23 protein-coding genes are annotated in these 24584 nt (G+C 60.9%); 3 read left to right on the plus strand and 20 right to left on the minus strand.

Features of this window, described 5'->3' with window-relative positions; translation table 11 throughout:
* The first annotated feature begins 84 nt into the window (after positions 1 to 84).
* Positions 85 to 1314 (plus strand): nucleoside recognition domain-containing protein, encoded by a 1230-nt coding sequence (locus LIY36_RS03490; RefSeq protein ID WP_226454809.1) that lies wholly within the window; start codon positions 85 to 87, stop codon positions 1312 to 1314.
* 99 nt (positions 1315 to 1413) lie between these two features.
* Here the strand turns inward: LIY36_RS03490 and LIY36_RS03495 are convergent, their stop codons facing one another.
* The 20 genes from LIY36_RS03495 to LIY36_RS03590 all read right to left on the minus strand — a co-directional run bounded on the left by LIY36_RS03495 (position 1414) and on the right by LIY36_RS03590 (position 21937).
* Positions 1414 to 2025, minus strand: coding sequence for an ABC-type transport auxiliary lipoprotein family protein (locus LIY36_RS03495; RefSeq protein WP_192298216.1), 612 nt, complete (start codon positions 2023 to 2025; stop codon positions 1414 to 1416).
* A complete protein-coding gene (locus LIY36_RS03500) occupies positions 2022 to 2960 on the minus strand; it encodes an MlaD family protein (protein WP_192298217.1) in 939 nt (312 codons plus the stop codon). The genes LIY36_RS03495 and LIY36_RS03500 overlap by 4 nt, the downstream gene beginning before the upstream one ends.
* A gap of 1 nt (position 2961) precedes the next feature.
* Positions 2962 to 3765 (minus strand): ABC transporter ATP-binding protein, encoded by an 804-nt coding sequence (locus tag LIY36_RS03505; protein ID WP_442962204.1) that lies wholly within the window; start codon positions 3763 to 3765, stop codon positions 2962 to 2964.
* Positions 3762 to 4910, minus strand: coding sequence for an ABC transporter permease (locus LIY36_RS03510; protein ID WP_192298218.1), 1149 nt, complete (start codon positions 4908 to 4910; stop codon positions 3762 to 3764). The genes LIY36_RS03505 and LIY36_RS03510 overlap by 4 nt, the downstream gene beginning before the upstream one ends.
* 54 nt (positions 4911 to 4964) lie before the next feature.
* Entirely contained in the window at positions 4965 to 5996 is a 1032-nt protein-coding gene (locus LIY36_RS03515) for a DUF5924 family protein (RefSeq protein WP_226454810.1), read from the minus strand.
* 71 nt (positions 5997 to 6067) lie between these two features.
* Positions 6068 to 7450 (minus strand): M16 family metallopeptidase, encoded by a 1383-nt coding sequence (locus LIY36_RS03520; RefSeq protein ID WP_226454811.1) that lies wholly within the window; start codon positions 7448 to 7450, stop codon positions 6068 to 6070.
* Between the two features lie 57 nt (positions 7451 to 7507).
* Positions 7508 to 9166, minus strand: a complete 1659-nt coding sequence (locus LIY36_RS03525; protein ID WP_226454812.1) for a Na/Pi cotransporter family protein — start codon at positions 9164 to 9166, stop codon at positions 7508 to 7510.
* Positions 9167 to 9376: 210 nt separating this feature from the next.
* Positions 9377 to 10144 carry a TerC family protein gene (locus tag LIY36_RS03530; protein ID WP_192298222.1) on the minus strand — a complete coding sequence of 256 codons (768 nt, stop codon included), beginning with the start codon at positions 10142 to 10144 and terminating at the stop codon, positions 9377 to 9379.
* 64 nt (positions 10145 to 10208) lie between these two features.
* Positions 10209 to 11516 (minus strand): CitMHS family transporter, encoded by a 1308-nt coding sequence (locus LIY36_RS03535; RefSeq protein WP_192298223.1) that lies wholly within the window; start codon positions 11514 to 11516, stop codon positions 10209 to 10211.
* A 378-nt stretch (positions 11517 to 11894) separates the two neighbouring features.
* A complete protein-coding gene (locus LIY36_RS03540; RefSeq protein ID WP_192298224.1) occupies positions 11895 to 13856 on the minus strand; it encodes a DUF7844 domain-containing protein in 1962 nt (653 codons plus the stop codon).
* Positions 13853 to 14173, minus strand: a complete 321-nt coding sequence (locus tag LIY36_RS03545) for a DUF2388 domain-containing protein (RefSeq protein WP_192298225.1) — start codon at positions 14171 to 14173, stop codon at positions 13853 to 13855. The genes LIY36_RS03540 and LIY36_RS03545 overlap by 4 nt, the downstream gene beginning before the upstream one ends.
* A gap of 26 nt (positions 14174 to 14199) precedes the next feature.
* Entirely contained in the window at positions 14200 to 14505 is a 306-nt protein-coding gene (locus LIY36_RS03550) for a DUF2388 domain-containing protein (RefSeq protein WP_226454813.1), read from the minus strand.
* An 80-nt stretch (positions 14506 to 14585) separates the two neighbouring features.
* Entirely contained in the window at positions 14586 to 14906 is a 321-nt protein-coding gene (locus LIY36_RS03555) for a DUF2388 domain-containing protein (protein ID WP_192298227.1), read from the minus strand.
* A gap of 136 nt (positions 14907 to 15042) precedes the next feature.
* The gene (locus tag LIY36_RS03560; RefSeq protein WP_226454814.1) at positions 15043 to 15216 is read right to left on the minus strand and encodes a DUF1127 domain-containing protein; all 174 of its coding nucleotides are present in this window, start codon (positions 15214 to 15216) and stop codon (positions 15043 to 15045) included.
* 268 nt (positions 15217 to 15484) lie between these two features.
* On the minus strand, positions 15485 to 15700 hold the full coding sequence (locus tag LIY36_RS03565) for a DUF1127 domain-containing protein (protein ID WP_003187413.1): 216 nt from the start codon (positions 15698 to 15700) through the stop codon (positions 15485 to 15487).
* Between the two features lie 318 nt (positions 15701 to 16018).
* Positions 16019 to 17512 carry an acetyl-CoA hydrolase/transferase family protein gene (locus LIY36_RS03570; RefSeq protein WP_192298229.1) on the minus strand — a complete coding sequence of 498 codons (1494 nt, stop codon included), beginning with the start codon at positions 17510 to 17512 and terminating at the stop codon, positions 16019 to 16021.
* Positions 17513 to 17691: 179 nt separating this feature from the next.
* Positions 17692 to 19128, minus strand: a complete 1437-nt coding sequence (locus tag LIY36_RS03575) for an NAD(P)(+) transhydrogenase (Re/Si-specific) subunit beta (protein ID WP_192298230.1) — start codon at positions 19126 to 19128, stop codon at positions 17692 to 17694.
* Positions 19128 to 19448 carry an NAD(P) transhydrogenase subunit alpha gene (locus LIY36_RS03580; protein WP_003187417.1) on the minus strand — a complete coding sequence of 107 codons (321 nt, stop codon included), beginning with the start codon at positions 19446 to 19448 and terminating at the stop codon, positions 19128 to 19130. Before LIY36_RS03580 ends, LIY36_RS03575 begins: the two co-directional genes overlap by 1 nt.
* A gap of 15 nt (positions 19449 to 19463) precedes the next feature.
* Complete coding sequence (locus LIY36_RS03585; RefSeq protein WP_226454815.1) at positions 19464 to 20585, minus strand: Re/Si-specific NAD(P)(+) transhydrogenase subunit alpha; 1122 nt, start codon at positions 20583 to 20585, stop codon at positions 19464 to 19466.
* A gap of 452 nt (positions 20586 to 21037) precedes the next feature.
* On the minus strand, positions 21038 to 21937 hold the full coding sequence (locus LIY36_RS03590) for a LysR family transcriptional regulator (RefSeq protein ID WP_226454816.1): 900 nt from the start codon (positions 21935 to 21937) through the stop codon (positions 21038 to 21040).
* A 158-nt stretch (positions 21938 to 22095) separates the two neighbouring features.
* Here LIY36_RS03590 and LIY36_RS03595 point away from each other — a divergent pair, with 158 nt between their 5' ends.
* The gene (locus tag LIY36_RS03595; protein ID WP_010207882.1) at positions 22096 to 23277 is read left to right on the plus strand and encodes an acyl-CoA dehydrogenase; all 1182 of its coding nucleotides are present in this window, start codon (positions 22096 to 22098) and stop codon (positions 23275 to 23277) included.
* Positions 23278 to 23289: 12 nt separating this feature from the next.
* On the plus strand, positions 23290 to 24510 hold the full coding sequence (locus tag LIY36_RS03600; protein ID WP_226454817.1) for a CaiB/BaiF CoA transferase family protein: 1221 nt from the start codon (positions 23290 to 23292) through the stop codon (positions 24508 to 24510).
* Positions 24511 to 24584: the final 74 nt, after the last annotated feature.

Consider the following 24584-nt stretch of genomic DNA (forward strand, 5'->3'; position numbering starts at 1 on the left):
TGAGACAAACCCCGGGGAAATCCGGGGTTTGTCGTTTCTGCCAGCCCCGTTATCATTCGGCCCATCATTCGGGGGATTTAACTGATGCTCAATGGCCTGTGGCTTGGCTTCTTTGTCGTGGCAATGGTGTCAGCGCTGGTGCAGTGGCTGGTGGGCGGCAACGCCGGGATTTTTTCGGCGATGGTCGAAAGCATTTTCGCCATGGCCAAACTGTCGGTGGAAGTCATGGTGCTGCTGTTCGGCACCCTGACCTTGTGGCTGGGCTTCCTGCGTATCGCGGAAAAAGCCGGGATCGTCGATTGGCTGGCCAAGGCCCTTGGACCGCTGTTCCGTCGCTTGATGCCGGAAGTGCCCGCCGGCCACCCCGCCATCGGCTTGATCACCCTCAACTTCGCCGCCAACGGCCTGGGCCTGGACAACGCCGCCACGCCCATCGGCCTCAAGGCCATGAAGGCGCTGCAAGAGCTCAACCCCATCCCCAGCACTGCAAGCAACGCGCAGATCCTGTTCCTGGTGCTCAATGCGTCCTCGCTGACGCTGTTGCCGGTGACCATCTTCATGTACCGCGCCCAGCAAGGCGCCGCTGATCCGACGCTGGTGTTCCTGCCGATCCTGCTGGCCACCAGCGCCTCGACCCTGGTCGGCCTGCTGTCGGTGGCGATCATGCAGCGCCTGCGCCTGTGGGACCCTGTGGTGCTGGCCTACCTGATTCCCGGCGCGTTGGTGCTGGGTGGCTTCATGGCGTTGCTGGCGACCCTGTCCGCTACTGCGCTGGCCAGCCTGTCGTCGATCCTTGGCAACCTCACCTTGTTTGGCTTGATCATGCTGTTCCTGATCATCGGTGCGCTGCGTAAGGTCAAGGTGTACGAAGCGTTTGTCGAAGGCGCCAAAGAAGGCTTCGACGTGGCCAAGAACCTGCTGCCGTACCTGGTGGCGATGTTGTGTGCGGTCGGTGTGTTGCGCGCCTCGGGGGCGCTGGAGTTCGGCCTGGAAGGGATTCGCCACCTGGTGGCCTGGACCGGCATGGACACGCGCTTCGTGGATGCCTTGCCGACCGCGATGGTCAAGCCGTTCTCCGGCAGTGCTGCACGGGCGATGCTGATCGAGACCATGCAGACCCAGGGCGTGGACAGTTTTCCGGCGCTGGTCGCGGCGACGATCCAGGGCAGTACCGAGACCACCTTCTACGTGTTGGCGGTGTACTTTGGCTCGGTGGGGATTCAGCGGGCGCGGCATGCCGTGGGCTGTGCGTTGCTGGCTGAGTTGGCGGGTGTCGTTGCGGCTATCGCGGTGTGCTACTGGTTCTTTGGCTGAGGCTGAGGCTGAGATCACGATCGCAGGCAAGCCAGCTCCCATATTTGACTGTATTCACAAATCAAAAATGTGGGAGCGGGCTTGCCCGCGAAGAGGCCCTCAGCGTTTCGGCGCTGTATTGCCCTGCTGCACCACCCATTCCACCACCTGCTTGTTCAACTGATCACCCGCCAGCCCAAACCCGGCCACCACCGCCGGCACTTTGGTGTCATTCACCGGCTGCCTCACTTCAAACCGCCGGCTGGCAATAATCCGCTGATCACTGCCGCGCACCAATCGTGCGTCGAGGCGGATCACCACCTCCACGGCATTGCCGCGGTATTCACTCTGGAACGCCTGCAATTGCCCGCCCAGCTCGTAGTCGGCTTGCAGATTGGTCTCGTCGGTACTCAGCAACGTTACCCGCCCATCGCGCTGGAACCCGTCCAGCAGGCGATTGCGCAGCAGCACCGGCGACGGATCGCTCCAGCGCGAATTGGCATAGCTGCTGATCAGGTCGCCATTGGGCACCACGGCAATACGTGGGCTATCGAGAAATTCGCTGGTCTGGGGCTTGGTCACGCGCAATGACCAGGCCACTGGCGTGCCTTGGGTCGCCGCTGGGGCTGCCGCCAGGCGGTACACGTCCGATGGGTCAGGCTTGGGCAGGATCGAGCACGCGCTCACCAGGGCCAGGGCTACAGGGGCGATCAGTTGATAAGCACGCTTCATGGCGTGAACTCCTTGTTCTTGTCGCTGCCCAGCAGGTAGCCACTGGGGTTGGCTTCCAGGCGGCGGGAGATGGCGCGCAGCGAGCCGAGGGTTTCGCGCAGTTCGCGCACGGCCGGCGCCAGTTCGTTGAGGCCCTGCATGCCGCTGTTCACCGAGTCCTTGTTGTCGGTCAGCAAGGTGTTGATGGTGGCGGTGCTTTTTTCCAGGGATTTCATCGCCTGCTCGGCACTGCTGAACGCCTGCTTACCTTGATCGTTGAGTAGGCCGTTGGCGTTGCGCATCAACACCGTGGTTTGTTCCAGGGCGCCGCTGGCTTGCTTGCTCACCTGCATCAGTTGCTGCATCACCACTTTGATGTCGCCGCGCTGGTCGGCGATGGCGCCGGTGGTTTGCTGCAAGTTGTCCAGGGTAGTGGTCAGGCGCTCGACGTTCTCCCGGGAGAACAGCGCATTGGCGTTATGTAGCAGCAGGTTGATGCTGCTCATCAGGTCGTTGCTGTTGTTGAGCAAGCGCGCGATCGGCGATGGAGAGGCGATGATTTCCGGCAGGTTGCCGTTCTTGCCCTTGAGCACCGGGCTTTGTGGCGTGCCGCCGCTGAGCTGGATGATCGAGGTGCCGGTGATGCCGGTCAGTGCTAGTTTGGCCTGGGTGTCTTCCTTGATCGGCGTCTGCCCGGCCAGGCGGATGCGCGCGAGGACGCGGCGTGGGTCCTTGGGGTCCAGGCGCAGGCTGATCACGTCGCCGACCTTGATCCCGCTGTACTGCACCGAACTGCCTTGGGACAGGCCGCTGACGGCCTCGTTGAACACCACTTCGTAATCCTGGAAGGCGCTGTCGATGCTGGACTTGGCCAGCCACAGGCCAAACAGCATCGCGCCGACCACTACGATCACGCTGAACAGACCGATCATCACATGATGGGCGCGGGTTTCCATGTCATACCTCGTTGAGCGGTTGAGCGGCATCCAATGCCGCACGGCCCCGGGGGCCGTGGAAATATTCGTGAATCCAGGCGTCATCGGTTTCCGAGACGACATCGATGGCATCCGCCACCAGCACTTTCTTTTGCGCCAACACCGCCACGCGGTCGGTGATGGTGTACAGCGTGTCCAGGTCGTGGGTGACCAGGAACACACTCAGGCCCAGCGCATCGCGCAGGGTCAGGATCAGTTGGTCGAATTGTGCCGCGCCAATCGGGTCGAGGCCGGCGGTGGGTTCGTCAAGGAACAGGATGTCCGGGTCCAGGGCCAACGCACGTGCCAGGGCGGCGCGCTTGATCATGCCGCCGGACAGCGACGCCGGGTATTTGTCGGCCGCTGACAGGGGCAGCCCGGCCAGTGCGAGCTTGACCGCTGCCAAGTGCTCGGCGTCACGGCGGCTGAGGCCGGCGTGTTCGATCAACGGCAGGGCGACGTTCTCGGTGACGGTCAACGAGGAAAACAGCGCGCCCTTCTGGAACAGCACGCCGAAGCGCCGTTCCACCAACGAACGTTCATGCTCCTCCAGGCTCGGCAGGTTCTTGCCGAACACCCGCACTTCGCCTTCACTGGGCCGCCGCAAGCCGACGATGCTGCGCAACAGCACCGACTTGCCGCTGCCGGAACCGCCGACCACCGCGAGGATCTCGCCCTTGTACAAATCCAGGTCGAGGTTCTCGTGCACGCTCTGGCTGCCAAAGCGATTGCACAGCCCGCGCACTTCAATCACCGCCTCACTGGGCGCTCGGTGCAGGCGACTCACCAGCTCATCTCCATGAAGAACAGCGCGGCGACCGCATCCAGCACAATCACCACAAAGATCGATTGCACCACGCTGGAGGTGGTGTGGGCGCCGACCGACTCGGCACTGCCGCTGACCTTGAAGCCTTCCAGGCAGCCGATGGCTGCGATCAGGAACGCGAAGATCGGCGCTTTCACCATGCCCACCAGGAAATGCTGTACGCCAATGTCGGATTTGAGCAGCGAGAGAAACATCGCCGGGGAAATATCCAGCGCCACGGCACACACCACGCCGCCGCCGACTATCCCTGACAGCATCGCCAGAAACGTCAGCATCGGCAGCGACACCAGCAGTGCCAGCACGCGTGGCAGCACCAGCAACTCCATGGGGTCCAGGCCGAGGGTGCGGATCGCGTCGATTTCTTCGTTGGCCTTCATCGAGCCGATTTGTGCGGTAAAGGCACTGGCGGTGCGGCCGGCGATCAGGATTGCAGTCAGCAATACGCCGAATTCCCGTAGGAAAGAAAACGCCACCAGGTCCACGGTGAATATCGTTGCGCCAAAGCTCTTGAGCACCGTCGCACCGAGGAACGCCACCACGGCGCCGACCAGGAAGGTGAGCAAGGCGACGATGGGCGCGGCATCCAGGCCGGTCTGTTCGATATGCGCGACCATCGGCGTGATGCGCCAGCGCTTGGGCCGGAAAATGCCGCGGGCCAAGGTCTCCAGGATCAGGCCGATAAAGCCGAGCAATTGCTTGCTGTCGATCCAGACCTTGTCCACCGCCCGGCCAATGCGTGCCAGCACCTGGATGCCGGTGGCTTCTTCTGGGGCTTTATCGGGTACGCAGAAGTCATTGAGGGAGCGGTAGACGGTCTTGAGCAGTGCGCGGTCGGCGGCAGACAGGCTGCAATCGGTCTGTTCGGCGGATTGCTCGATACGGGTGGGGCCCAGCAGTTCCACCAGCAACGACGCACCGGCGGTGTCCAGGGCGCCGAGGCCGTTAAGGTCGATGCGTGCGCCGGCGTCGTATTGGCCGTCGAGCTTGTCCGACAGCTTTTTCAGGTTTGCGTAGTGGGCAAGCGTCCAGTCCCCCGTAATCTTGAGTAACGGCGGAGTGGAGGACGTATCGAGATGGGCTGCGCCGGCCGTGGTACTACTGGTCATAAGCTCCGAGCTTGTTTGGCTATCCACAATTCCTACGTAATAGCACGAACCTACCTACTTTGGGTTGTCCGTTTGTGCTGCTTCGACGACTTTGAACCGCAGTACGCCGATCACTTGGCCGTCTTCGGTCAGCACTTGCACCTGCCAGCGGCCGACGGCATCGCCGGGGAAATTCTGCTTGTGGGTCCAGGCGCGATAGCCTTCCTTGCGGCCGCCGTGGATGTCCAGGGCGATGCGGTCGACCTCTTTGCCATTGAATTTCCACACGTGGTAGATCCGCTCGTCCAGGCCACGCGGGGCGTTGATCGCGGTGTAGGCGTAGAGCCCGTCGCTGCGCAGTTGGGCGAGGCTGACTTGCTTGAGGTCATCGCCGGGCGTGCGGTCTTGCAGTTGGGTGCTGATGGCCACTTCTGTCAGCCACAGGGTGGCCGGCGGTACCCAACTGCGTAGGAACCAGCCCGCGCAACCAATCGTGGCAGTGACCCCCAGCAGCATCACCCAGCCCTTGAGGCTGCGCAGCGGCAGGCTCACCGCCAGGCTTGGGATCGACAACGCCATGGCGACGCCCAGGGCGAGCTTGTAACTTTCGGCGGTGGTCAGGTGCAGGATGATCGGCAACGCGGTGAGCAGCGCGGCAAACAGGGTCAGGGTGTGCAGCGCGAGGAACAACGAGCGCTTGGGTGCCAGCCACTTGTAGTACAGCGGGTCGACGATCGACACCAGCGCTGCCGCGCCGAGCAGGCCGGTGAACACCGATTGGCCGCTGTTCCAGGCAGTGGTGACGAAAAAGAATGGCAATACGAAGAACAGGCTTTCCTGGTGGATCATCTGGGTCGCGTAGCGCAGCAGCGGCTCGGGGATTTCCCGCTTGAAGACCTTGGTGAACAGCTGGGTAAAGCTGTTCTCCAGCATCAGCCACAACCAGCTCACCAGCATGATCACCGCGATCCAACTGGCCATGCCCTGCTGGCGATCCACCAGAATGAAGCTGCACACACCCGAGATAAAGCCGCCGAGTGCAATCACCCCTGGGTAGCGCTTCATCAGTTCGAGGATGCGGGTGATCAAGCGGGTCAGGTTTTGCATTCGGCGGTTCGCAGTCTTTGTAGGAAAAATCCCAGACAGAATAACGTCTTAGTCCTGGGTCCGGTGCCCGATTACGCGATCCGTTTGCGATAAACCCGCACGCTGATCAATACAATGGCAATCAGCCCGAGCAACCCGGCGCCGATCCAGTTCAGCATGTTGTAGCTCAGCAGCGGTTTTTCGATGCGCCAGTAGCCCGGCTGTTTGAACACTTGGCGCATGGCGCCGTTGGCCTGGTCCAGGCTCACGGCCTTGATGCGTTTGACCGGGTCGCTGAAGTGGCCGTTGTTATAGTCGCCCGCCGCGCTCCAGTAGTAATCGGCCAGGGCGCTGTTGCCCTGCACGGCCCAGGCCTGTCGGGCAATGGCGGCGTTTTGCACGCGGGCGAATACGGCGGGGTCGAGGCCATCCTTTAGCAGTCGTGTCTGCAGGTTTTTCAGCACCTGTTCGGCTTGGGGGAGGTTTTCCCGCTCCAGGTCGGCATTCAGGCTGAGGAAACCGACGCCGCCGAGCACTTCGCGTTCGCTCCAGGGGCCGTAGGACAAGGTGTGTTTGAGGCGCAGCTGGCGGTACAGCGCCCAGTCGAGATAGTCCTTGAGCAGGTCGTAGGTCTCGTCGTGCTGCTCGTCCAGTACCGGCTCGGGGAACAGCCAGTGCAGCTTGGCGCTGTTGCCGACCCAGCCGTGGATCAGTTCGCGGTGGTTGGCGGCGGCGTGCTGGATCTGCGGCAGCTCGGGGTGTTCGGTGGGGTCGACCGGGTCGAGTTGGCCGTAGGTGCGTTCCAGGTAGGCGGGTAGGAGTTTGTCGAGGTCGCCGACGATGATCAGGGTCATGTTGTTGGGTGCGTACCAGTGTTTACGCAGTGTTTCCAACTGATCGCGGGTCAGTTGGCCGACTTCGGCGCGTTCCGCGCATTTGAGCCCCAGTTCGACGGCCAGTTGGTTGCTGGCGGTATGGCCGAGGTCCTGGCGGTCGAGCAGACGTTGCAGGTGCGAGTAATGGCCGCCGTCTTCGCGCTCCACCACTTGCTTGGCCGCATTGATATTGGCCTCGGTCAGTTCGGTGCGGGTGATGATCGCCAGCAGCAGGTCGAGGACCTTGCGCTGGTTTTGCGCCGGGGCTTCGATCACGAAGGTGGTATCGGCGTTGCTGGTGTAGGCGTTCCACTCGCCGCCGAGGGCTTGCATGCGGTCTTCCAGGTCGCCTTCGCCGCCGCCGTCGATGCCGCTGAACAGCAAGTGTTCGAGCAGGTGCGGCAGTTCCTTTTCCTCGCAGGGGAAGTCATCCAGGCCCACACCGACCACCAGGCGGATCGCCACATGCCCACGCTCGGTGCCCGGCTTGAGCAGCAACTGCAGGCCGTTGGGCAAGGTGTAGCCCTCCACTTGCAGGCGGTCAAAGGCGTAGGCGTGGGCAGAGCCCATGAGCAGGCAGATAAATAACAGGCGACGCATAACAAGCTTCCTGGCGAGTGAGGTCAGTTTTAACTGACTTCGCGGGCCATCGTACGTTCAGGGCGAATGTGTGATGTCGGCAATATCTTCGGCAGAGAGCGCGCCGGTCTCGGACGTTTCCAACACGACATAGGCGCTGCTGCAAAACAACGAGTTGAGGCGTTTCATGTCGGCAATCAGCTCCAGGTGCAGGGAGCTGGTCTCCAGGCTCTGTACGATCTTGCGCTGCAAACGGCTGACATGGGCGTGGGCCAGGCGCCGTTCCTGGGCGCGAAAGCGGCGTTTCTCGCGCAGCAATTGGCGAGCACTTTCCGGATCGGCGCTGAGGAACACTGACAGGCCCAGGCGCAGGTTGGCGATCAGTTGGCTGTGCAGGTCGGACAGTTCTTCCAGGCCGATTTCGGAGAACTGGCGACGCTGGGAGGTCTTCTGCTGCTGGACTTTGCGCAGCATGCGTTCGATCAGGTCGCCCGCCAGCTTGAGGTTGATCGACAACTCGATGATCTCGGCCCAGCGCCGGCTGTCCTGCTCGCTGAGGTCTTCGCGGGGCATTTGCGCCAGGTAGAGTTTGATCGCGCTGTACAGCGCTTCGACGTCATCGCTGAGGCTGCGCATCTCCTGGGTGATGGCGGTTTGTTTGCCGCGCAGTACTTCCTGCATTGAGGTCAGCATGTTGTCGATCAGGTCGCCCAGGCGCAGGGTCTCGCGGGCGGCGTTGGCCAGGGCCAGGCTTGGCGTGGCCAGGGCGGCAAGGTCGAGGTGGCGCGGCTTGGCCTTGCCGTTGAGCTCTTCCCGTTCGGGCAGCAACCAGGCGCACAGGCGTGCCATCGGGCCGATGGTCGGCAGCAGGATCAGGCAGCGGCTGACGTTGTAGAGCAGGTGGAAGGTGATGACCATGCCTTGGACGCCGTAGTCCAGGCCATCCATCCAGCGTACGAGAGGGTCGAGTACCGGGATGATCAGCAACAGGCCGATCAATTTGTACAGCAGGCTGCCCAGCGCCACCTGGCGCCCGGCGGCGTTTTGCATGCTGGTACCGAGGAAGGCCAGTACGCCGCTGCCGATGTTGGCGCCGATCACCAGGCCGATGGCCACGTGCAGGCTGATCACGCCGGCGCCGGCCAGGGTCGCGGTGAGTAGGACGGCGGCCAGGCTGGAGTAGGAAATCATCGCGAACAAGGCGCCGACCAAGGCATCCAGCAGGATGTCGCCGGTCAGCGAGGCGAAGATGACTTTGACGCCCTGGGCGTGGGTAATCGGACCGGCGGCTTCGACGATCAATTGCAGCGCCAACACGATCAGGCCCAGGCCGATGCCAACGCGACCCAACTGCCCTGCCCGCGTCTGTTTGCGCGACAGGAAGAAAATCACTCCAAGAAAAATCAGCAGCGGCGAGAGCCAGGACAAGTCAAAGGTCAGCACCCGCGCCATCAGCGCCGTGCCGACATCGGCGCCAAGCATGGTGGCCAGGGCGGGCATCAGCCCCATCAACCCTTGGCCGACGAATGAGGTCACCAGCATTGCTGTGGCGTTGCTGCTCTGCACCATGGCGGTCACCAGGATACCGGCGACAAACGCCAGCCAGCGCTTGGACATGTTCTGCCCGATGACTTGGCGCAGGTTGGAACCGTAAACCCGCAGGATGCCGGTTCGGACGATATGCGTGCCCCAGATCAGCAGGGTCACGGCGGAAAGCAGATTGAGCAAGGTCAGCATGCTCGGCCCCCCGTGTAGGTGCGCTTCAAGAGAAGCGTAGGAAAGTTGCCGCGTGCCGCTCTACGTCTTGTAGTTAAGCTGTAGTTGGCTAATGGCGTGCGCGCCAGCATCGCATAGCTGAAATGGTGATTGAAACAAAACTGTCATGAAATCAGCTTTTTGCAGACAAAAAAAGGGGCTCATAAAGCCCCTTTTTTGACTGGCTCGGGTTTATTGACCCGGAATGTCTTTGCGCAGTTTCACTGGGTCCTGCTGTTTCTTCTTTTTCGCGATGGCGGTGCGCATCTTGATGTTCACCGCTTCCACTGCCAGCGAGAACGCCATGGCGAAGTAGACGTAGCCTTTTGGCACATGCACATCGAAGGCTTCGGCGATCAGTACCGTACCCACTACCAGCAGGAACGACAGCGCGAGCATTTTCAGCGACGGGTGCTTGTCGATGAAGTCGCTAATGGTGCCGGCGGCCAGCATCATCACCAGTACCGCAACGACGATCGCAGCGACCATGACCGGTACATGGGAGACCATGCCGACCGCAGTGATCACCGAGTCCAGGGAGAACACGATGTCGATGATGGCGATCTGGATGATGGTGTAGATGAACTTGCCACCGGCGCCCTTCGGCTCGTCGTGGGTTTCGTCTTCGCCTTCCAGCGCGTGGTACATCTCCTGGGAGCTTTTCCACAGCAGGAACAGGCCACCGAAGAACAGGATCAGGTCGCGACCGGAAATGCCTTGGCCGAAGACCACAAACAGATCGGCGGTCAGTCGCATGACCCAGGTGATCGAAAGCAGCAACAGGATCCGGGTGACCATAGCCAGGGCCAGGCCGAAAATCCGGGTGCGCGCCTGCATGTGCTTGGGCATGCGGCTGACCAGGATCGAAATCATGATGATGTTATCGATGCCCAGGACGATCTCGAGAGCCGTCAGGGTGAAGAAGGCAATCCAGATTTCCGGATTGGTCAGCCATTCCATGTGTATTCCTTTGCGCGTGTGTTAGACCGCGCCGGCTTAGGGCCGGCGCAGTTGGGTTGAACGATTATAGAGTGCTGAACAGCGGAAAAATCCCCATCAGCAATGCGGCGAACATTATGCACAGGCATACCAGCACTGCCCACTTGAGGGTGAAGCGTTGGTGATCGCCGAACTCGATACCGGCCAGGGCCACCAGCAGGTAAGTCGATGGTACCAACGGGCTGAGCAAGTGCACCGGCTGGCCAACGATCGAGGCGCGGGCCATTTCCACGGCAGTGATGCCGTAGTGGCTGGCGGCTTCGGCGAGTACTGGCAGTACGCCGTAGTAGAACGCATCGTTGGACATGAAGAAGGTGAATGGCATGCTCACCAGCGCGGTGATCACCGCCAGGTAAGGGCCCAGCGCGTCAGGGATGACTGCCAGCAAGCTCTTGGACATGGCATCGACCATGCCGGTGCCCGACAGGATGCCAGTGAAGATGCCTGCTGCGAAGATCAGCCCGACCACTGCCAGAACGCTACCGGCATGAGCGGCGACGCGGTCTTTCTGCTGCTGCAGGCACGGATAGTTGACGATCATCGCGATACTGAACGCCACCATGAACAGCACCGGCAGCGGCAACAGGCCCGCGATCAGGGTGCACATCAGGGCGAAGGTCAGCGCGCCGTTGAACCAGATCAGTTTCGGACGGCGGGCGTCCGGGTATTGCGACACGCTGATCTCGCTGTGGTCGATTTCGTCGCCTTGCAGGTGCAGTTCACCCAGGCGGGCACGTTCGCGCTTGCCGTACATGTAGGCAATCACCAGGATCGCGACCACGCCGGCGGCCATCGCCGGGATCATGGGAACGAAAATATCCGACGGGTCTACATGCAGTGCACTGGCGGCACGGGCGGTCGGGCCGCCCCAAGGCGTCATGTTCATCACGCCACCGGCGAGGATGATCAGGCCGGCCATGATCCGCGGGCTCATGCCGATGCGCTGGTACAGCGGCAGCATGGCGGCCACGCAGATCATGTAGGTGGTGGCGCCGTCACCGTCGAGGGACACGACCAGGGCCAGTACGGCGGTGCCGACCGAGACTTTGAGCGGGTCGCCCTTGACCATTTTGAGGATCTTGCGCACCGCCGGGTCGAACAGGCCGGAGTCGATCATCAGGGCAAAGTAGAGAATCGCGAACATCAGCATCACGCCGGTCGGCGCCAGCTTGGTGATGCCCGCAAGCATCATCGGGCCGATCTCGGGTGCGAAACCGCCGAACAGGGCGAACAGGATCGGCACGATGATCAGGGCGATCAGCGCGGACAGGCGCTTGGTCATGATCAGGAACATGAACGTGATGACCATGGCAAAGCCAAGGAAAGTCAGCATAGGAATACTCCAGGCGTAGCGCGGCTAGGGAATGGCGAACCGGGTGGGGCTCAGCGCAGAACGAAAGGCACGAGGCGTACGGGTGGAGTCGGGGCGAACAGGCGGGTACGGGCGGACATCGGGAATCACCATTGTTGTTGTTAACAGCCGGTCTGTTGCCGGCAGTGGGGGCGATCCTAGACGGGAAAGCTTTCAGCCAGCTTTCGTCGGGAAAACAGGTGATGAAGGGAAGAGGCACAATCTTGGGATTTATGCAGATCCAAATGTGGGAGCGGGCTTGCTCGCGAATGCAGTCCGTCAGTTGATGATGCATCGACTGACACTGCGCTTTCGCGAGCAAGCCCGCTCCCACATTTGGAGTATGTTTGGCTGGAGTTCTTAGGGTAGTTCGAGGCCGCCAGCGGCTTTGTGCAGGGCTCTTAGATGCTCACCCACCTGCTTGAGGTTGGCCTCACACGCAGCAATCTCATCGGCCCGGGCCGGATCGAGCAGTGCCCTCACCTCTTTATCCAGGTCGCCGGTCAGGGATTGCAGCTGTTTCTGGCGCTCGGCGCTTTCCGATTCCAGGCGCTTGGCTTCCGACGGTTGCGGCAGGCCGTAGCCAGTGCTGCCCAGCAGCTCCGCCGGGCGGCTGAGGAAGCCGCTGTTGGCGAGGATCTGTTGCAGGGTGTTGTTGGCCTTTTCCATGCCGCCGTTTTTCAGCTCGCGGGCACCCAGGTAGCGTTGTTTGACTTCGTCCTGGGCGAGCATCAGTTGCTTGCGATAGCTCGCTTGTTCCAGCAGCAAGAGCGCGGCGCTGGTGCGCAGGTCGGCGCTGTCGAACCACGGGCGGCGTTCGGCGGCGCTGAGGGATAGCCAGTCTTCGACCTGGGTCTGCTTGATCGGCAGGTGTTTGCGCAGCACGTCGAACATTGCCTGGTAGCGCTCGCGGAACGAGTCGAAGTGGTAGCCCAGGCGCAAGGCGTTGCGTTTGTCGTCGAGCACGCTGGTGTCGGCCAGGCCGCGGGCGCTCAACACCTCGAGCAAACCGTTGGGGGTGATGTTGTCCAGGCCGGTCAGTTGGGGGTTGGCGCTGCCACTGCGTAACAGTTTCAGGCTTTCGACCGCACAGTTGTTGGAGATGAAGAAGTAGCTGCCGTCGTAGCTCCAGTGCATTTCGGCGGCATGCTCGACGGTATCGTTGATTTCCTGGCGTGTGAGTTTCAGTGGCACCGACGCCAGGCCACGCAGTTCGGTCTTGGTGTACTCGTCGATCACTTGGGCCAGGGGCAGCACGAACAGCCGCGACGGGTATTTGCCGACCAGGCCGTCCCAACTCGACAGCTGTACGTCACCGACGAAAGCGCGGTAGGACAAAACCAGATGCTGATCCAGATCCAGCCGACAATCCGGACCGCGCGGGCGGCCAGGCGCACAGATCACCAGGCGCAACATGCTGTGGCCCCAACGGCTGACCAGGTTCTGGTTGGCTTCGGCGAGCAGGTAGTCGATCTCGTAGACGCGTTCCGGGTCGATCTGGCCCAGCGGGGTCTTGGCGAAGTCGTTGCCGGCGTTGAGAAAAGCGTAGGTCTTCGCGCAGGCGTCCTGTGTCGGCGGCGCCCAGCCGAAGTGCTCCTTGTAATAACGGAACAGCGCGGGGCGACGGCAGGCGTAGCTCGGGTCGAGCAGGAAGTACTCCATGTTGACCGCGACGAACTCCAGCGGGCTGGTGGTTTCGTAGATGTCCGGGCTGCGGGCGACCTGGCGGTTGTGCTGTTCGCGCTCGCCACGACGGCCGACGTATTGCGGCCAGCCGGCGAGGTCCAGCAGGCGCGGGTCGTCGCTGAGGGTGAAGCGGCGGTCATTCTGGCCACGGCATTGGTCGGGCAGGCCGATCAGGCCGGTGAGCTTGTTCTGGCGGCTGCAGCGGTTGATCAGTGCGCGGTCGTCGTTGGACCACAGGCGTGCACGGTCATAGATGTGGGTCAGTTCATGCAGCACGGTGGCGAGCATTTCCCGGCGCACGGTGCCATGGGGGCGATTGGTCTTCTGGGTGGCGGCGCTGCCGTCGGTCAGGCTGTCGAGCAGGTTGCTGTTGAGGTCCAGTTCGGACACCAGCGACGCCTGGCCGTAGGCGTTTTCGGGCATCTTGTCGGTCCAGCCGACGTCGATTTGCCGGTCCAACTGTTCGACGAAGCGCGGCGGCAGTGAACGCAGCGCTTCATCGAGCAATGCCTGGCTGGCCTGCTGTTGCGCGGGGCTCAAGCCATCGGTCTTGAGCCGCAGTTGCAGGCTGGCCTGGGCTGCGCTGGCACAGAGCAGCACAGTCCCGGCCAGGAGCCAGGCGGCGAGGCGCCTCACAGCGCGAGGATAGCTTCGGCGAGGGTCTGGTCGCTGGCGTCGCGGGCTTCTGGCACGCGGGTGCGCAGGGTATCGAAGGCGGCTTCCAGTTGTGCGCCGCGAATCTCGCCGTTGCTGGCGACGAAACTGGCTGCATCATCGTGGGCTTCGCGCACGATTTTGGAGTCGCGGATGGAGGTGGTGGTGTCCGAGGTGAAATCAATGGTGCGACCGGAGGCACGCACAATGATGTTACTGGTGGCCACCAAGGTATGCGCCTGGGCAACGTCGGCCAACAACAGTAGGCCTAGGGTGGCGGCGATCAGCGGGCTACGCATGGAGTGACTCCGAAATACAAAGATGTTTATTGGACGAGAATTGCTTGCGCCAGTTCACGATCGCTGGCGTTTAGTTTTGGGTGGGTGCGGCGCAGGTAATCCAGTGCGGATTCCAGGCGTGCTCCCCGCCATTGGCCGTCAGTGGCGATGAACGCGGCAGCGTCATCCCTGGCGGCCACGATTTTGCGGTCGAAGGGCGCGGAAGTCACCTTGCTGGTGGCGTACGCGCTCGCGACGGTGCCCTGGGTGGTCACGTCAAAGGCGGAAGCCGTGAGCGACCAGCAGGAGGAAAACAATACAGGGACAATTAAAAGGCGGTATGAAAAAGCCATGGGACTCGACAACTGAAAACGAGCGTCAAGGCTAGCGTAATGCCCCGGCGAGAGCCAGCGCCGAGGCATGCGGTGTGTCGTCAGATGGCCAGGATGGCTTGGGCCAGTTGGGCGTCAGTCGCGGTGTTCAGTTGCGGCGCTTGTTGGCGGATCTGGGCCAGGGCGCTTTCCAGCTTCACGCCACGGATGGCGCCTTCGCTGGCGACAAAACTGGCGGCGTCGTCACGGGCGGCGCGCACGACTTTGTTGTCACGCAGGGACGAGGTGGCATCGGAAGTGGCGTCGGAGGTGGCTTTGAGCGCGCCAACGATCGAGTCAGTGGTCACGATCAGGCTGGTCGCGTTGGCGTTGGCAGCCACGGCCAACAGGGCGGCAGCACTCAGCAGGCGAAGACGGGACATGGGGTGACTCCTTTAGATGAACGGATAACGTGGCGCAGGGCGGCCATTGGGGATCAGACGCCTGTTCTACACAGTTCGCCACGCGGTGGCTGGATATTAAGCCGCCGCTTATCCGTTCGGAAAGCATCTTGACCGACTAGTCACGCCAGAACGGCTTGGACAGCTCGGTCATTCGATCAGCGGAGCTGATGCCGAGATCCGACAGTTCACGAGGATCGAGTTGCGCCAACTGGCGCCGTTCGTGGGCCTGGCGCGCCCACTTGGCAAGGGTGCAGAGCAAGCGTTTGTAGATGGGGGTTTGGGTATCCATGGTGGGCGCCTTTCTTTCATGAGGTCCTGGAACACCATGTTGGGGGAGTCGTCTTGACCGATACAGATACACCGATGTCAAATTGTACTGCTTATCTGTTATATTTTTTCAACTGTACCTGTCCGTGTGTATGGCTACTGTTTTTGCCGCCAGAAAGCCCAATCCCAGAAACAACAAAGCCCGCCTCCGGTCGCCCGGGGCGGGCTTTGTTTTGACAAATCAGGTTGCTGGCAGTGGACCCGGCAGGTCAGGGCCAGCGAGCGCTAAATCAGCGCCAGAACGGCTTGCTCAGCTCTTCGTAGCGTTGAGCTTCGCTGATACCGGCGTCAGCCAGCAGACGCGAATCCAGACGAGCCAGTTGGTGGCGGCTGGAGATGCGGCGCTGCCACAGCATCAGGTTGGCGAGAACGCGCAAAGGCAGGGAGGCCTGGGTGTTTACAGCTTTTTCTTCGAAGAACAGTTCGGAACTGAGTGTACGTTCCATGATGACATCCTTCCGCTTGTGGCGGGATTAGGTAGTGGTTTAACTGATGCCAATGATCCTCCTCCGGCGCAAGACTCTCTAGATACAGTTCACCTGTATTGTGAGGGGCCAGTTAACTGTTTATGGGTGCTGTACTGTACGGAAATGGGGCAACTGTACCTGTCTGCACTGAAACAGTGCGAAATAGGCATTTTCAACGAGGGATGTGGGATTTTTCGGTGGGAAATGACCAGTACAGCAGTACAGTTTTTTACAGAAGTGCGGGTGATTGAGTCGGGCTGATGAAACTGTGTTTGCATCAGCCCGCATCTGTATCAATCACGCCTTGAGCATGTGCCCGGTTTCTTCCAGGTTGATGTGCCAGCTCAGTGCTTCACGCAGGATGTGCGGGGTATGCCCGCCGATGGCGCAGGCGGCATCGAAGTAAGTGTTCAGCGCGTCGCGGTACGCCGGGTGCACGCAGTTGTCGATGATCACCCGCGCACGTTCGCGTGGCGCCAGGCCGCGCAAGTCTGCCAGGCCCACTTCGGTCACCAGGATGTCGACGTCATGTTCGGTATGGTCCACATGGCTGACCATCGGCACCACGCTGGAGATCGCGCCGCCCTTGGCAATCGACTTGGTGACGAAGATCGCCAGGTGCGCATTGCGCGCAAAATCGCCGGAGCCACCAATGCCGTTCATCATCCGCGTGCCGCAGACGTGGGTGGAGTTGACGTTGCCGTAGATGTCGAACTCCAGCGCGGTATTGATGCCGATGATGCCCAGGCGCCGCACCACTTCAGGGTGGTTGGAAATCTCCTGCGGGCGCAGTACCAGCTTGTCCTTGTAGTGTTCCAGGTTGCCGAACACATCGGCATTGCGCCGCTCGGACAAGGTGATCGAGCTGCCCGAGGCGAAGCTCAGCTTGCCGGCGTCGATCAGGTCGAACGTGGAGTCCTGCAACACTTCCGAATACATGGTCAGGTCTTCGAACGGCGAGTCGATCAAGCCGCACATCACCGCGTTGGCGATGTTGCCGATCCCGGCCTGCAGCGGACCGAGTTTGTTGGTCATGCGCCCGGCGTCCACTTCCTGCTTGAGGAAGTTGATCAGGTGATTGGCGATGCCCTGTGTGTCGCTGTCAGGCGGCGTTACGGTGGAGGCGGAGTCGGCCTGATTGGTGATCACGATGCCGACGATTTTCTCCGGCGGGATCGGGATTGCGGTGCTGCCGATGCGGTCGTCGACTTTCACCAACGGGATCGGCGTGCGGGTCGGCCGATACGTTGGGATATAGATGTCGTGCAGCCCTTCCAGGTTGGGGTTGTGCGCCAGGTTGATCTCGACGATCACCTGCTTGGCGAAAATCGCGAAGCTGGCGGAGTTGCCCACGGAGGTGGTCGGCACGATGTGGCCTTGCTCGGTGATCGCGACGGCTTCGATTACCGCGATGTCCGGCAGCTTGAGCTGGTTGTTGCGCAGTTGTTCAACGGTTTCCGACAGGTGCTGGTCGATGAACATCACCTCCCCCGCGTTGATCGCCTTGCGCAGCGTGCTGTCGACCTGGAATGGCATGCGGCGGGACAGCACACCGGCTTCGGTCAGTTGCTTGTCCAGGTCATTGCCCAGGCTGGCGCCGGTCATCAGGGTGATTTTCAGCGGCGACGACTTGGCGCGTTCGGCCAGGGCGTGGGGCACGGCCTTGGCTTCACCGGCGCGGGTGAAGCCGCTCATGCCGACGGTCATGCCGTCTTCGATCAGTGCGGCGGCGTCGGCCGCGCTCATGACCTTGTCTAACAACGAAGGCAAGCGGATGCGATCACGGTACATGGATTCTTATCTCAGGCTACGGAAGCAAGGTGCGCAGTTTAGTGATTTCAAAAAAATTCGGCCCGCTACCATGGTCGAATGCCGGGCAGCGTTTTAGAGCCTTTGGTCGGGTTTCATGCAGTAATAAAAAACCCCAGCCTACAAGAGGCCGGGGTTTTGAGTATTGCGCTGTAGCAGTGTTACTCGACGGCTTTGACCATATCTTCGATGACCTTCTTGGCATCACCGAAGACCATCATGGTCTTGTCCAGATAGAACAGCTCGTTATCCAGGCCGGCATAGCCGCTGGCCATCGAGCGCTTGTTGACAATGATGGTCTTGGCCTTGAACGCTTCCAGGATCGGCATGCCGGCAATCGGCGAGTTCGGGTCGTTCTTGGCGGCCGGGTTGACCACGTCGTTCGCGCCCAGCACCAGCACCACGTCGGCCTGGCCGAACTCGGAGTTGATGTCCTCCATCTCGAACACCTGGTCGTAAGGCACTTCGGCCTCGGCCAGCAGCACGTTCATATGGCCGGGCATGCGGCCCGCCACCGGGTGGATCGCATACTTCACGGTCACGCCGCGGTGGGTCAGTTTCTCGGTCAGTTCCTTGAGCGCGTGTTGCGCGCGTGCCACTGCCAGGCCGTAGCCTGGAACGATGATCACGGTGTCGGCGTTGGTCAGCAGGAAGGTCGCGTCGTCGGCCGAGCCGGATTTGACCGGGCGTGCTTCTTTGGAGCCGGCTGCGGCACCCGCATCCGGCGCATTGCCGAAACCGCCGAGCAGTACATTAAAGAAGGAACGGTTCATCGCCTTGCACATGATGTACGACAGGATCGCACCGCTGGAGCCCACCAGGGAGCCAGCGATGATCAGCATCGAGTTGTTCAGCGAGAAGCCGATACCTGCTGCTGCCCAGCCGGAGTAGCTGTTGAGCATCGACACCACCACCGGCATGTCGGCGCCGCCAATCGGGATGATGATCAGCACACCCAGCACGAACGCCAGGGCCAGCATCAGTGCGAAGGCAGTGAGGTTGCCGGTGAACATGAACGCCAGGCCCAGGCCCAGGGTGGCGAGGCCAAGCACCAGGTTGATCTTGTGCTGACCGCCGAACTGTACTGGTGCGCCCTGGAACAGGCGGAACTTATACTTGCCCGACAGCTTGCCGAACGCGATCACCGAACCGGAGAAGGTAATCGCACCAATGGCTGCACCAAGGAACAGCTCCAGGCGGTTGCCCGCAGGGATGGCGTCGCCCAGGTGTTTGACGATACCCAGGGACTGCGGCTCGACCACCGCAGCAATCGCGATGAACACCGCTGCCAGGCCGATCATGCTGTGCATGAACGCCACCAGCTCCGGCATCTTGGTCATTTCTACGCGCTTGGCCATGATCGAGCCGGCGGTGCCGCCGATCAGCAGGCCAACAATGACGTAACCGATACCGGCTGTTGCGAGTTCAGCGCCCAGCTTATAGATGAGGCCTACGGTAGTAAGCACCGCCAGCGCCATGCCGAGCATGCCGAACAGGTTGCCGCGACGCGACGTGGTCGGATGCGACAGGCCTTTGAGGGCCTGGATGAAGCAGATCGACGCGATCAAGTAGAGCGTCGTTACCAGATTCATGCTCATTACTTAGGCGCCTCTTCTTTTACTTTCGGGGCTTTCTTCTTGAACATCTCAAGCATCCTGCGGGTTACCAGGAAGCCGCCGAACACGTTGACCGCTGCCAGGGCCACGGCCAGGGTGCCCATGGTCTTGCCCAGCGGGGTCACGGTGAGGGCGGCGGCCAGCATGGCGCCGACGATCACGATCGCGGAAATCGCGTTGGTCACCGCCATCAACGGTGTGTGCAGCGCGGGGGTGACGTTCCAGACCACGTGGTAACCGACATAAATCGCCAGCACAAAGATGATCAGGTTGTAGATACCGGGGGAGATAAGCTCTTCCATCGTCTGAATCCCTGCTTAGGCGTTTTTGCGGATGACTTGGCCGTCGCGGCACATCAGGCACGCGGCGACGATGTCGTCTTCGAGGTTGATTTCAAACTGCCCTTCCTTGGTGAAGACCAGCTTCAGGAAGTCCAGCAGGTTGCGCGCATACAAGGCTGACGCGTCGGCGGCGACAGCGCCGGCGAGGTTGGTCGGGCCGCAGATGATCACGCCGTTCTCCACTACCACTTGGTCGGCGACGGTCAGCGGGCAGTTGCCACCCTGGGCGGCCGCGAGGTCGATGACCACCGAGCCGGGTTTCATCTGTGCGACGGTGTCGGCGCTGAGCAGGGTCGGCGCTTTACGGCCGGGGATCAGTGCGGTGGTGATCACGATGTCGGCCTGCTTGGCGCGTTCGTGCACGGCCAGGGCCTGGCGCTGCATCCAGCTGGTTGGCATTGGGCGCGCGTAACCGCCGACGCCGACGGCGCATTCGCGCTCTTCATCGGTTTCGTAGGGCACATCGACGAACTTGGCGCCGAGGGACTCGATCTGCTCTTTTACGGCCGGGCGTACGTCAGACGCTTCAATCACCGCACCCAGGCGTTTCGCCGTGGCGATGGCCTGCAAGCCCGCCACGCCGGCGCCCAGGATCAGCACGCGAGCGGCTTTGACGGTGCCCGCGGCGGTCATCAGCATCGGCATGAAGCGCGGATAGTGATGAGCGGCGAGCAGCACGGCTTTGTAACCGGCGATGTTGGCCTGGGAGGACAGCACGTCGAGACTCTGGGCGCGCGAGGTGCGCGGTGCAGCTTCGAGGGCAAAGGCAGTAATGCCCCGCTCGGCGAGCTTGGCGATGGTTTCGTTGCTGAACGGGTTGAGCATGCCCACCAACACGGTGCCGCTTTTGATCAGCGCAAGTTCGCTGTCGCTGGGGGTCACCACCTTGAGAATCAGCTCGGCGCCAAACGCATCGTTGGCGCTGCCAATGGTTGCGCCTGCCGTTTCATAGGCACTGTCAGTGATGCTGGCTTTAATGCCGGCACCGCTTTGTACAGTGACCTTATGGCCCTGGCCGATCAGCTTCTTGATGGTTTCCGGGGTGGCAGCCACCCGCGTTTCACCGGTCTGGGTTTCGAGAGGAACACCAATGTGCACGTCAAATCTCCTGCATGATCTTTTTGCTTTTGATCTTTTTGTAAAAAGGCCAGTGCACCGTGAGTGGCGCATCTGGGGCGGCCGATCAGCACGATCCCGCTGAAATGACAGCGGGGCGCGGCATTTTGCAGGCGAACTTTACGGCCTTCAAGGGATTATGACGGGTGACGAAAAATTAACTACAAGTCACCCTGTGACTGATTGTCGCAATGCTTTGAAATAACCTCTTCAAATACAGGGGTTTAAAGGGCTGCAGGCATTTATCGGGTCTTTTGCCATCGCTTATGTGAATAGTCGGGCATTGGCTTGTGAGAGTCGCTGAAGGCCATGAAAATCATGGCTTTGGGCCTTATCTTTGGTCAGCAGGTACAGTCTGCTGAAATGCGACATATACGTACATCTGTAGGATTTGATTTTTGCTGACTACAAAGTCAGCAATTGCCTCGTGTCCTTTAAATACTGGGGCTATAGCGGTGTGATTGATCAATCAGCCAGTCTCTGAAAGCGTGCAGCGAGGCCGATTCGACTTTTCTGTCGGGAATCATCAAGTAATAGGCCTTTGAACTGGTCAGCGCCTCGGGACTTGCAATCACGAGTTGGTGTTCATCCAACTCCCGCTGGATAAGGAACGGCGGGATCAGCGCGATCCCCATGTCATGCATGGCTGCCTGGGACAGCATTGAGAATAGCTCGTATCGGGGGCCTGTCATGTCGCGGGGCACGTTCAGTTGCTGGGCGTTGAACCATTGGCGCCAGGCGTAAGGCCGGGTGGTCTGTTGTAGCAAGGGCAGTTCCGCGATTTCCTGCGGGGCAAATTGTGTGCGGCTGGCCAGCAGCCGTGGGCTGCACACGGGGACAGGGTTTTCTCCCATCAATCGGTGGGATTCTGTACCGGACCAATCGGCATCACCGAAGTAGATCGCTGCATCGAAGTCGGTATCGGCAAACAGGAACGGACGCGTGCGGTTGGTGAGGTTGACCGTGACTTCCGGGTGTTGGCGCTGAAAGTCCTTGAGTCGGGGTATCAGCCACTGAGTGCCGAACGTAGGGACGACGGCCAGTTCGATCACGTTGGCGCCCTGCTGGCCCATGACCGACAAGGTATCGCGCTCCACCGCGTCCAGCTGGGTAGCAACGCGACGGCTGTAGGACAGGCCCGCTTCCGTCAACTTGACCCCGCGACGCGAGCGCCGAAACAGCTCGACACTTAAAAACTCCTCAAGGCCGGCGATTTGTCGGCAGATGGCGCCCTGGGTGATGGAGAGCTCTTGCGCAGCCTTGGTAAAGCTCTCGTGGCGGGCCGCCGCTTCAAAGCTGACCAGGGCGGTGGTGCTGGGAATTTTTCTGCGCATGTACCTTGTCCTCACATATAAAACGCATAGGCGGCGCTATTTAGTGTTTCGAAGTGAGAAATTAGCACAAGCCTATGCAGAAACCTCGTTTGCCCTCCTCGCTCGTCCGGCCTAGGCTCCATCCACGACTTCTGATTTATCTTCGCGAGGGCTTATTCATGGCTGGCAAGGCAAGCTTCAACTGGATCGATCCACTGCTGCTGGATCAACAGCTCACCGAAGAAGAGCGCATGGTGCGTGACAGCGCTGAGCAGTTCGCCCAGGACAAGCTGGCGCCGCGTGTGCTCGAAGCCTTTCGCCATGAGAAGACCGACCCGGCCATTTTTCGCGAGATGGGCGAAACCGGCCTGCTGGGGGCGATGATTCCCGAGCAGTACGGTGGCAGTGGCTTGAACTACGTCAGCTATGGATTGATCGCCCGTGAGGTGGAGCGTGTCGACTCCGGCTATCGGTCGATGATGAGCGTTCAGTCGTCCCTGGTGATGGTGCCTATCAATGAGTTCGGTACCGAAGCACAGAAGCAGAAGTATCTGCCTAAGCTGGCTTCTGGTGAGTGGATTGGCTGCTTCGGTCTGACCGAGCCGAATCATGGTTCCGACCCGGGCGCGATGATTACTCGTGCGCGCAAAGTGGAAGGCGGCTACAGCCTGACGGGCGCGAAGATGTGGATCACCAACAGCCCTATTGCGGATGTGTTTGTGGTGTGGGGCAAGGACGATGCAGGCGACATTCGTGGGTTTGTATTGGAGAAGGGCTGGAAAGGCCTGAGCGCTCCGGCGATTCACGGCAAGGTGGGTCTGCGAGCCTCGATCACTGGCGAAATTGTCATGGACAACGTGTTTGTGCCGGAAGAGAACATCTTTCCGGACGTGCGGGGTTTGAAGGGGCCTTTCACCTGCCTTAACTCGGCGCGTTATGGCATCTCCTGGGGGGCGTTGGGTGCAGCTGAGTTTTGCTGGCACACCGCACGCCAATACACGCTGGATCGTCAGCAGTTTGGACGACCGTTGGCGGCAACCCAGTTGATCCAGAAAAAGCTGGCCGACATGCAGACCGAGATCACCCTGGCGCTGCAAGGCTGCCTGCGGTTGGGTCGGATGAAGGATGAAGGGACGGCGGCGGTGGAGATCACGTCGATCATGAAGCGCAATTCGTGTGGCAAGTCCTTGGACATCGCGCGCATGGCGCGGGACATGTTGGGCGGTAACGGTATCTCCGACGAGTTCGGGGTGGCGCGTCATCTGGTCAACCTGGAAGTGGTCAACACCTATGAAGGCACCCATGACGTGCACGCGTTGATCCTGGGGCGTGCGCAAACCGGTCTTCAAGCGTTCTATTAATAGGAGTTCGGTATGGGCGCGCTTTCGCATCTGCGGGTACTGGATCTGTCGCGAGTGCTGGCGGGGCCGTGGTCCGGGCAAATTCTTGCGGACCTTGGGGCTGAGGTCATCAAGGTCGAACGGCCAGGCAGTGGGGATGACACTCGCGCGTGGGGGCCGCCCTTCCTTAAGGATGCCTATGGCGAAAACACCAGTGAAGCGGCGTATTACCTGTCGGCCAATCGTAACAAGGAGTCTGTGACGATCGACTTTACGCGACCGGAGGGGCAGAAGCTGGTGCGTGACCTCGCAGCCAAGTCCGACATTCTGATCGAGAACTTCAAGGTGGGTGGTCTGGCTGCGTATGGGTTGGACTATGAGGCGCTCAAGGAGATCAATCCGGAGTTGATCTATTGCTCGATCACCGGTTTTGGCCAGACGGGGCCTTATGCGGCGCGTGCGGGCTATGACTTCATGATCCAGGGATTGGGCGGGCTCATGAGTCTGACCGGGCGGCCCGAGGGGGATGACGGGGCCGGGCCTGTTAAGGTTGGCGTGGCGTTGACTGACATTCTCACGGGGCTCTACTCCACCGTGGCGATCCTGGCGGCGTTGGCCCATCGGGATCATGACGGCGGCGGGCAGCATATCGATATGGCGCTGCTGGATGTGCAGGTGGCATGCCTGGCGAATCAGGCGATGAATTACCTGACGACGGGGGTGTCGCCGAAGCGTTTGGGCAATGCGCATCCGAATATCGTGCCGTATCAGGATTTTCCTACTGCCGATGGCGACTTTATCCTGACAGTGGGTAATGACGGGCAGTTTCGAAAGTTTGCTGAAGCCGCTGGGCAGCCGCAGTGGGCGGATGATCCGCGCTTCTCTTCCAACAAGATGCGGGTGGCCAACCGTGCACAGTTGATTCCGTTGATTCGGCAGGCGACGGTGTTCAGGACGACGGCTGAATGGGTGGCGCTGTTGGAGCAGGTTGGCGTGCCATGTGGGCCGATCAATGATCTGGCGCAGGTGTTTGCCGATCCCCAGGTCAAGGCGCGTGGGTTGGCGATGGCGTTGCCCCATGCACTGGCGGGAATGGTGCCTCAGGTGGCTAGCCCTATCCGATTGTCCAAGACTCCCGTGGAGTATCGCAGCGCGCCTCCTCTGCTTGGCGAGCATACGGTTCAGGTGTTGCGTGAGGTGCTTGGATTGGAGGACTCCAATGTGGCTGCTCTGAGGGCTGCAGGGGTTATCTAGGTCGCTTCTTCTATATAGAAGGGATCAGGAGGCTGTTTTGGTGGTTTTTTAATCAGTTCCGGTTAATTGATAGG

The organism is Pseudomonas sp. AF03-9 (assembly GCF_020515815.1).
In the GTDB taxonomy this organism is placed as follows: Bacteria; Pseudomonadota; Gammaproteobacteria; order Pseudomonadales; family Pseudomonadaceae; genus Aquipseudomonas.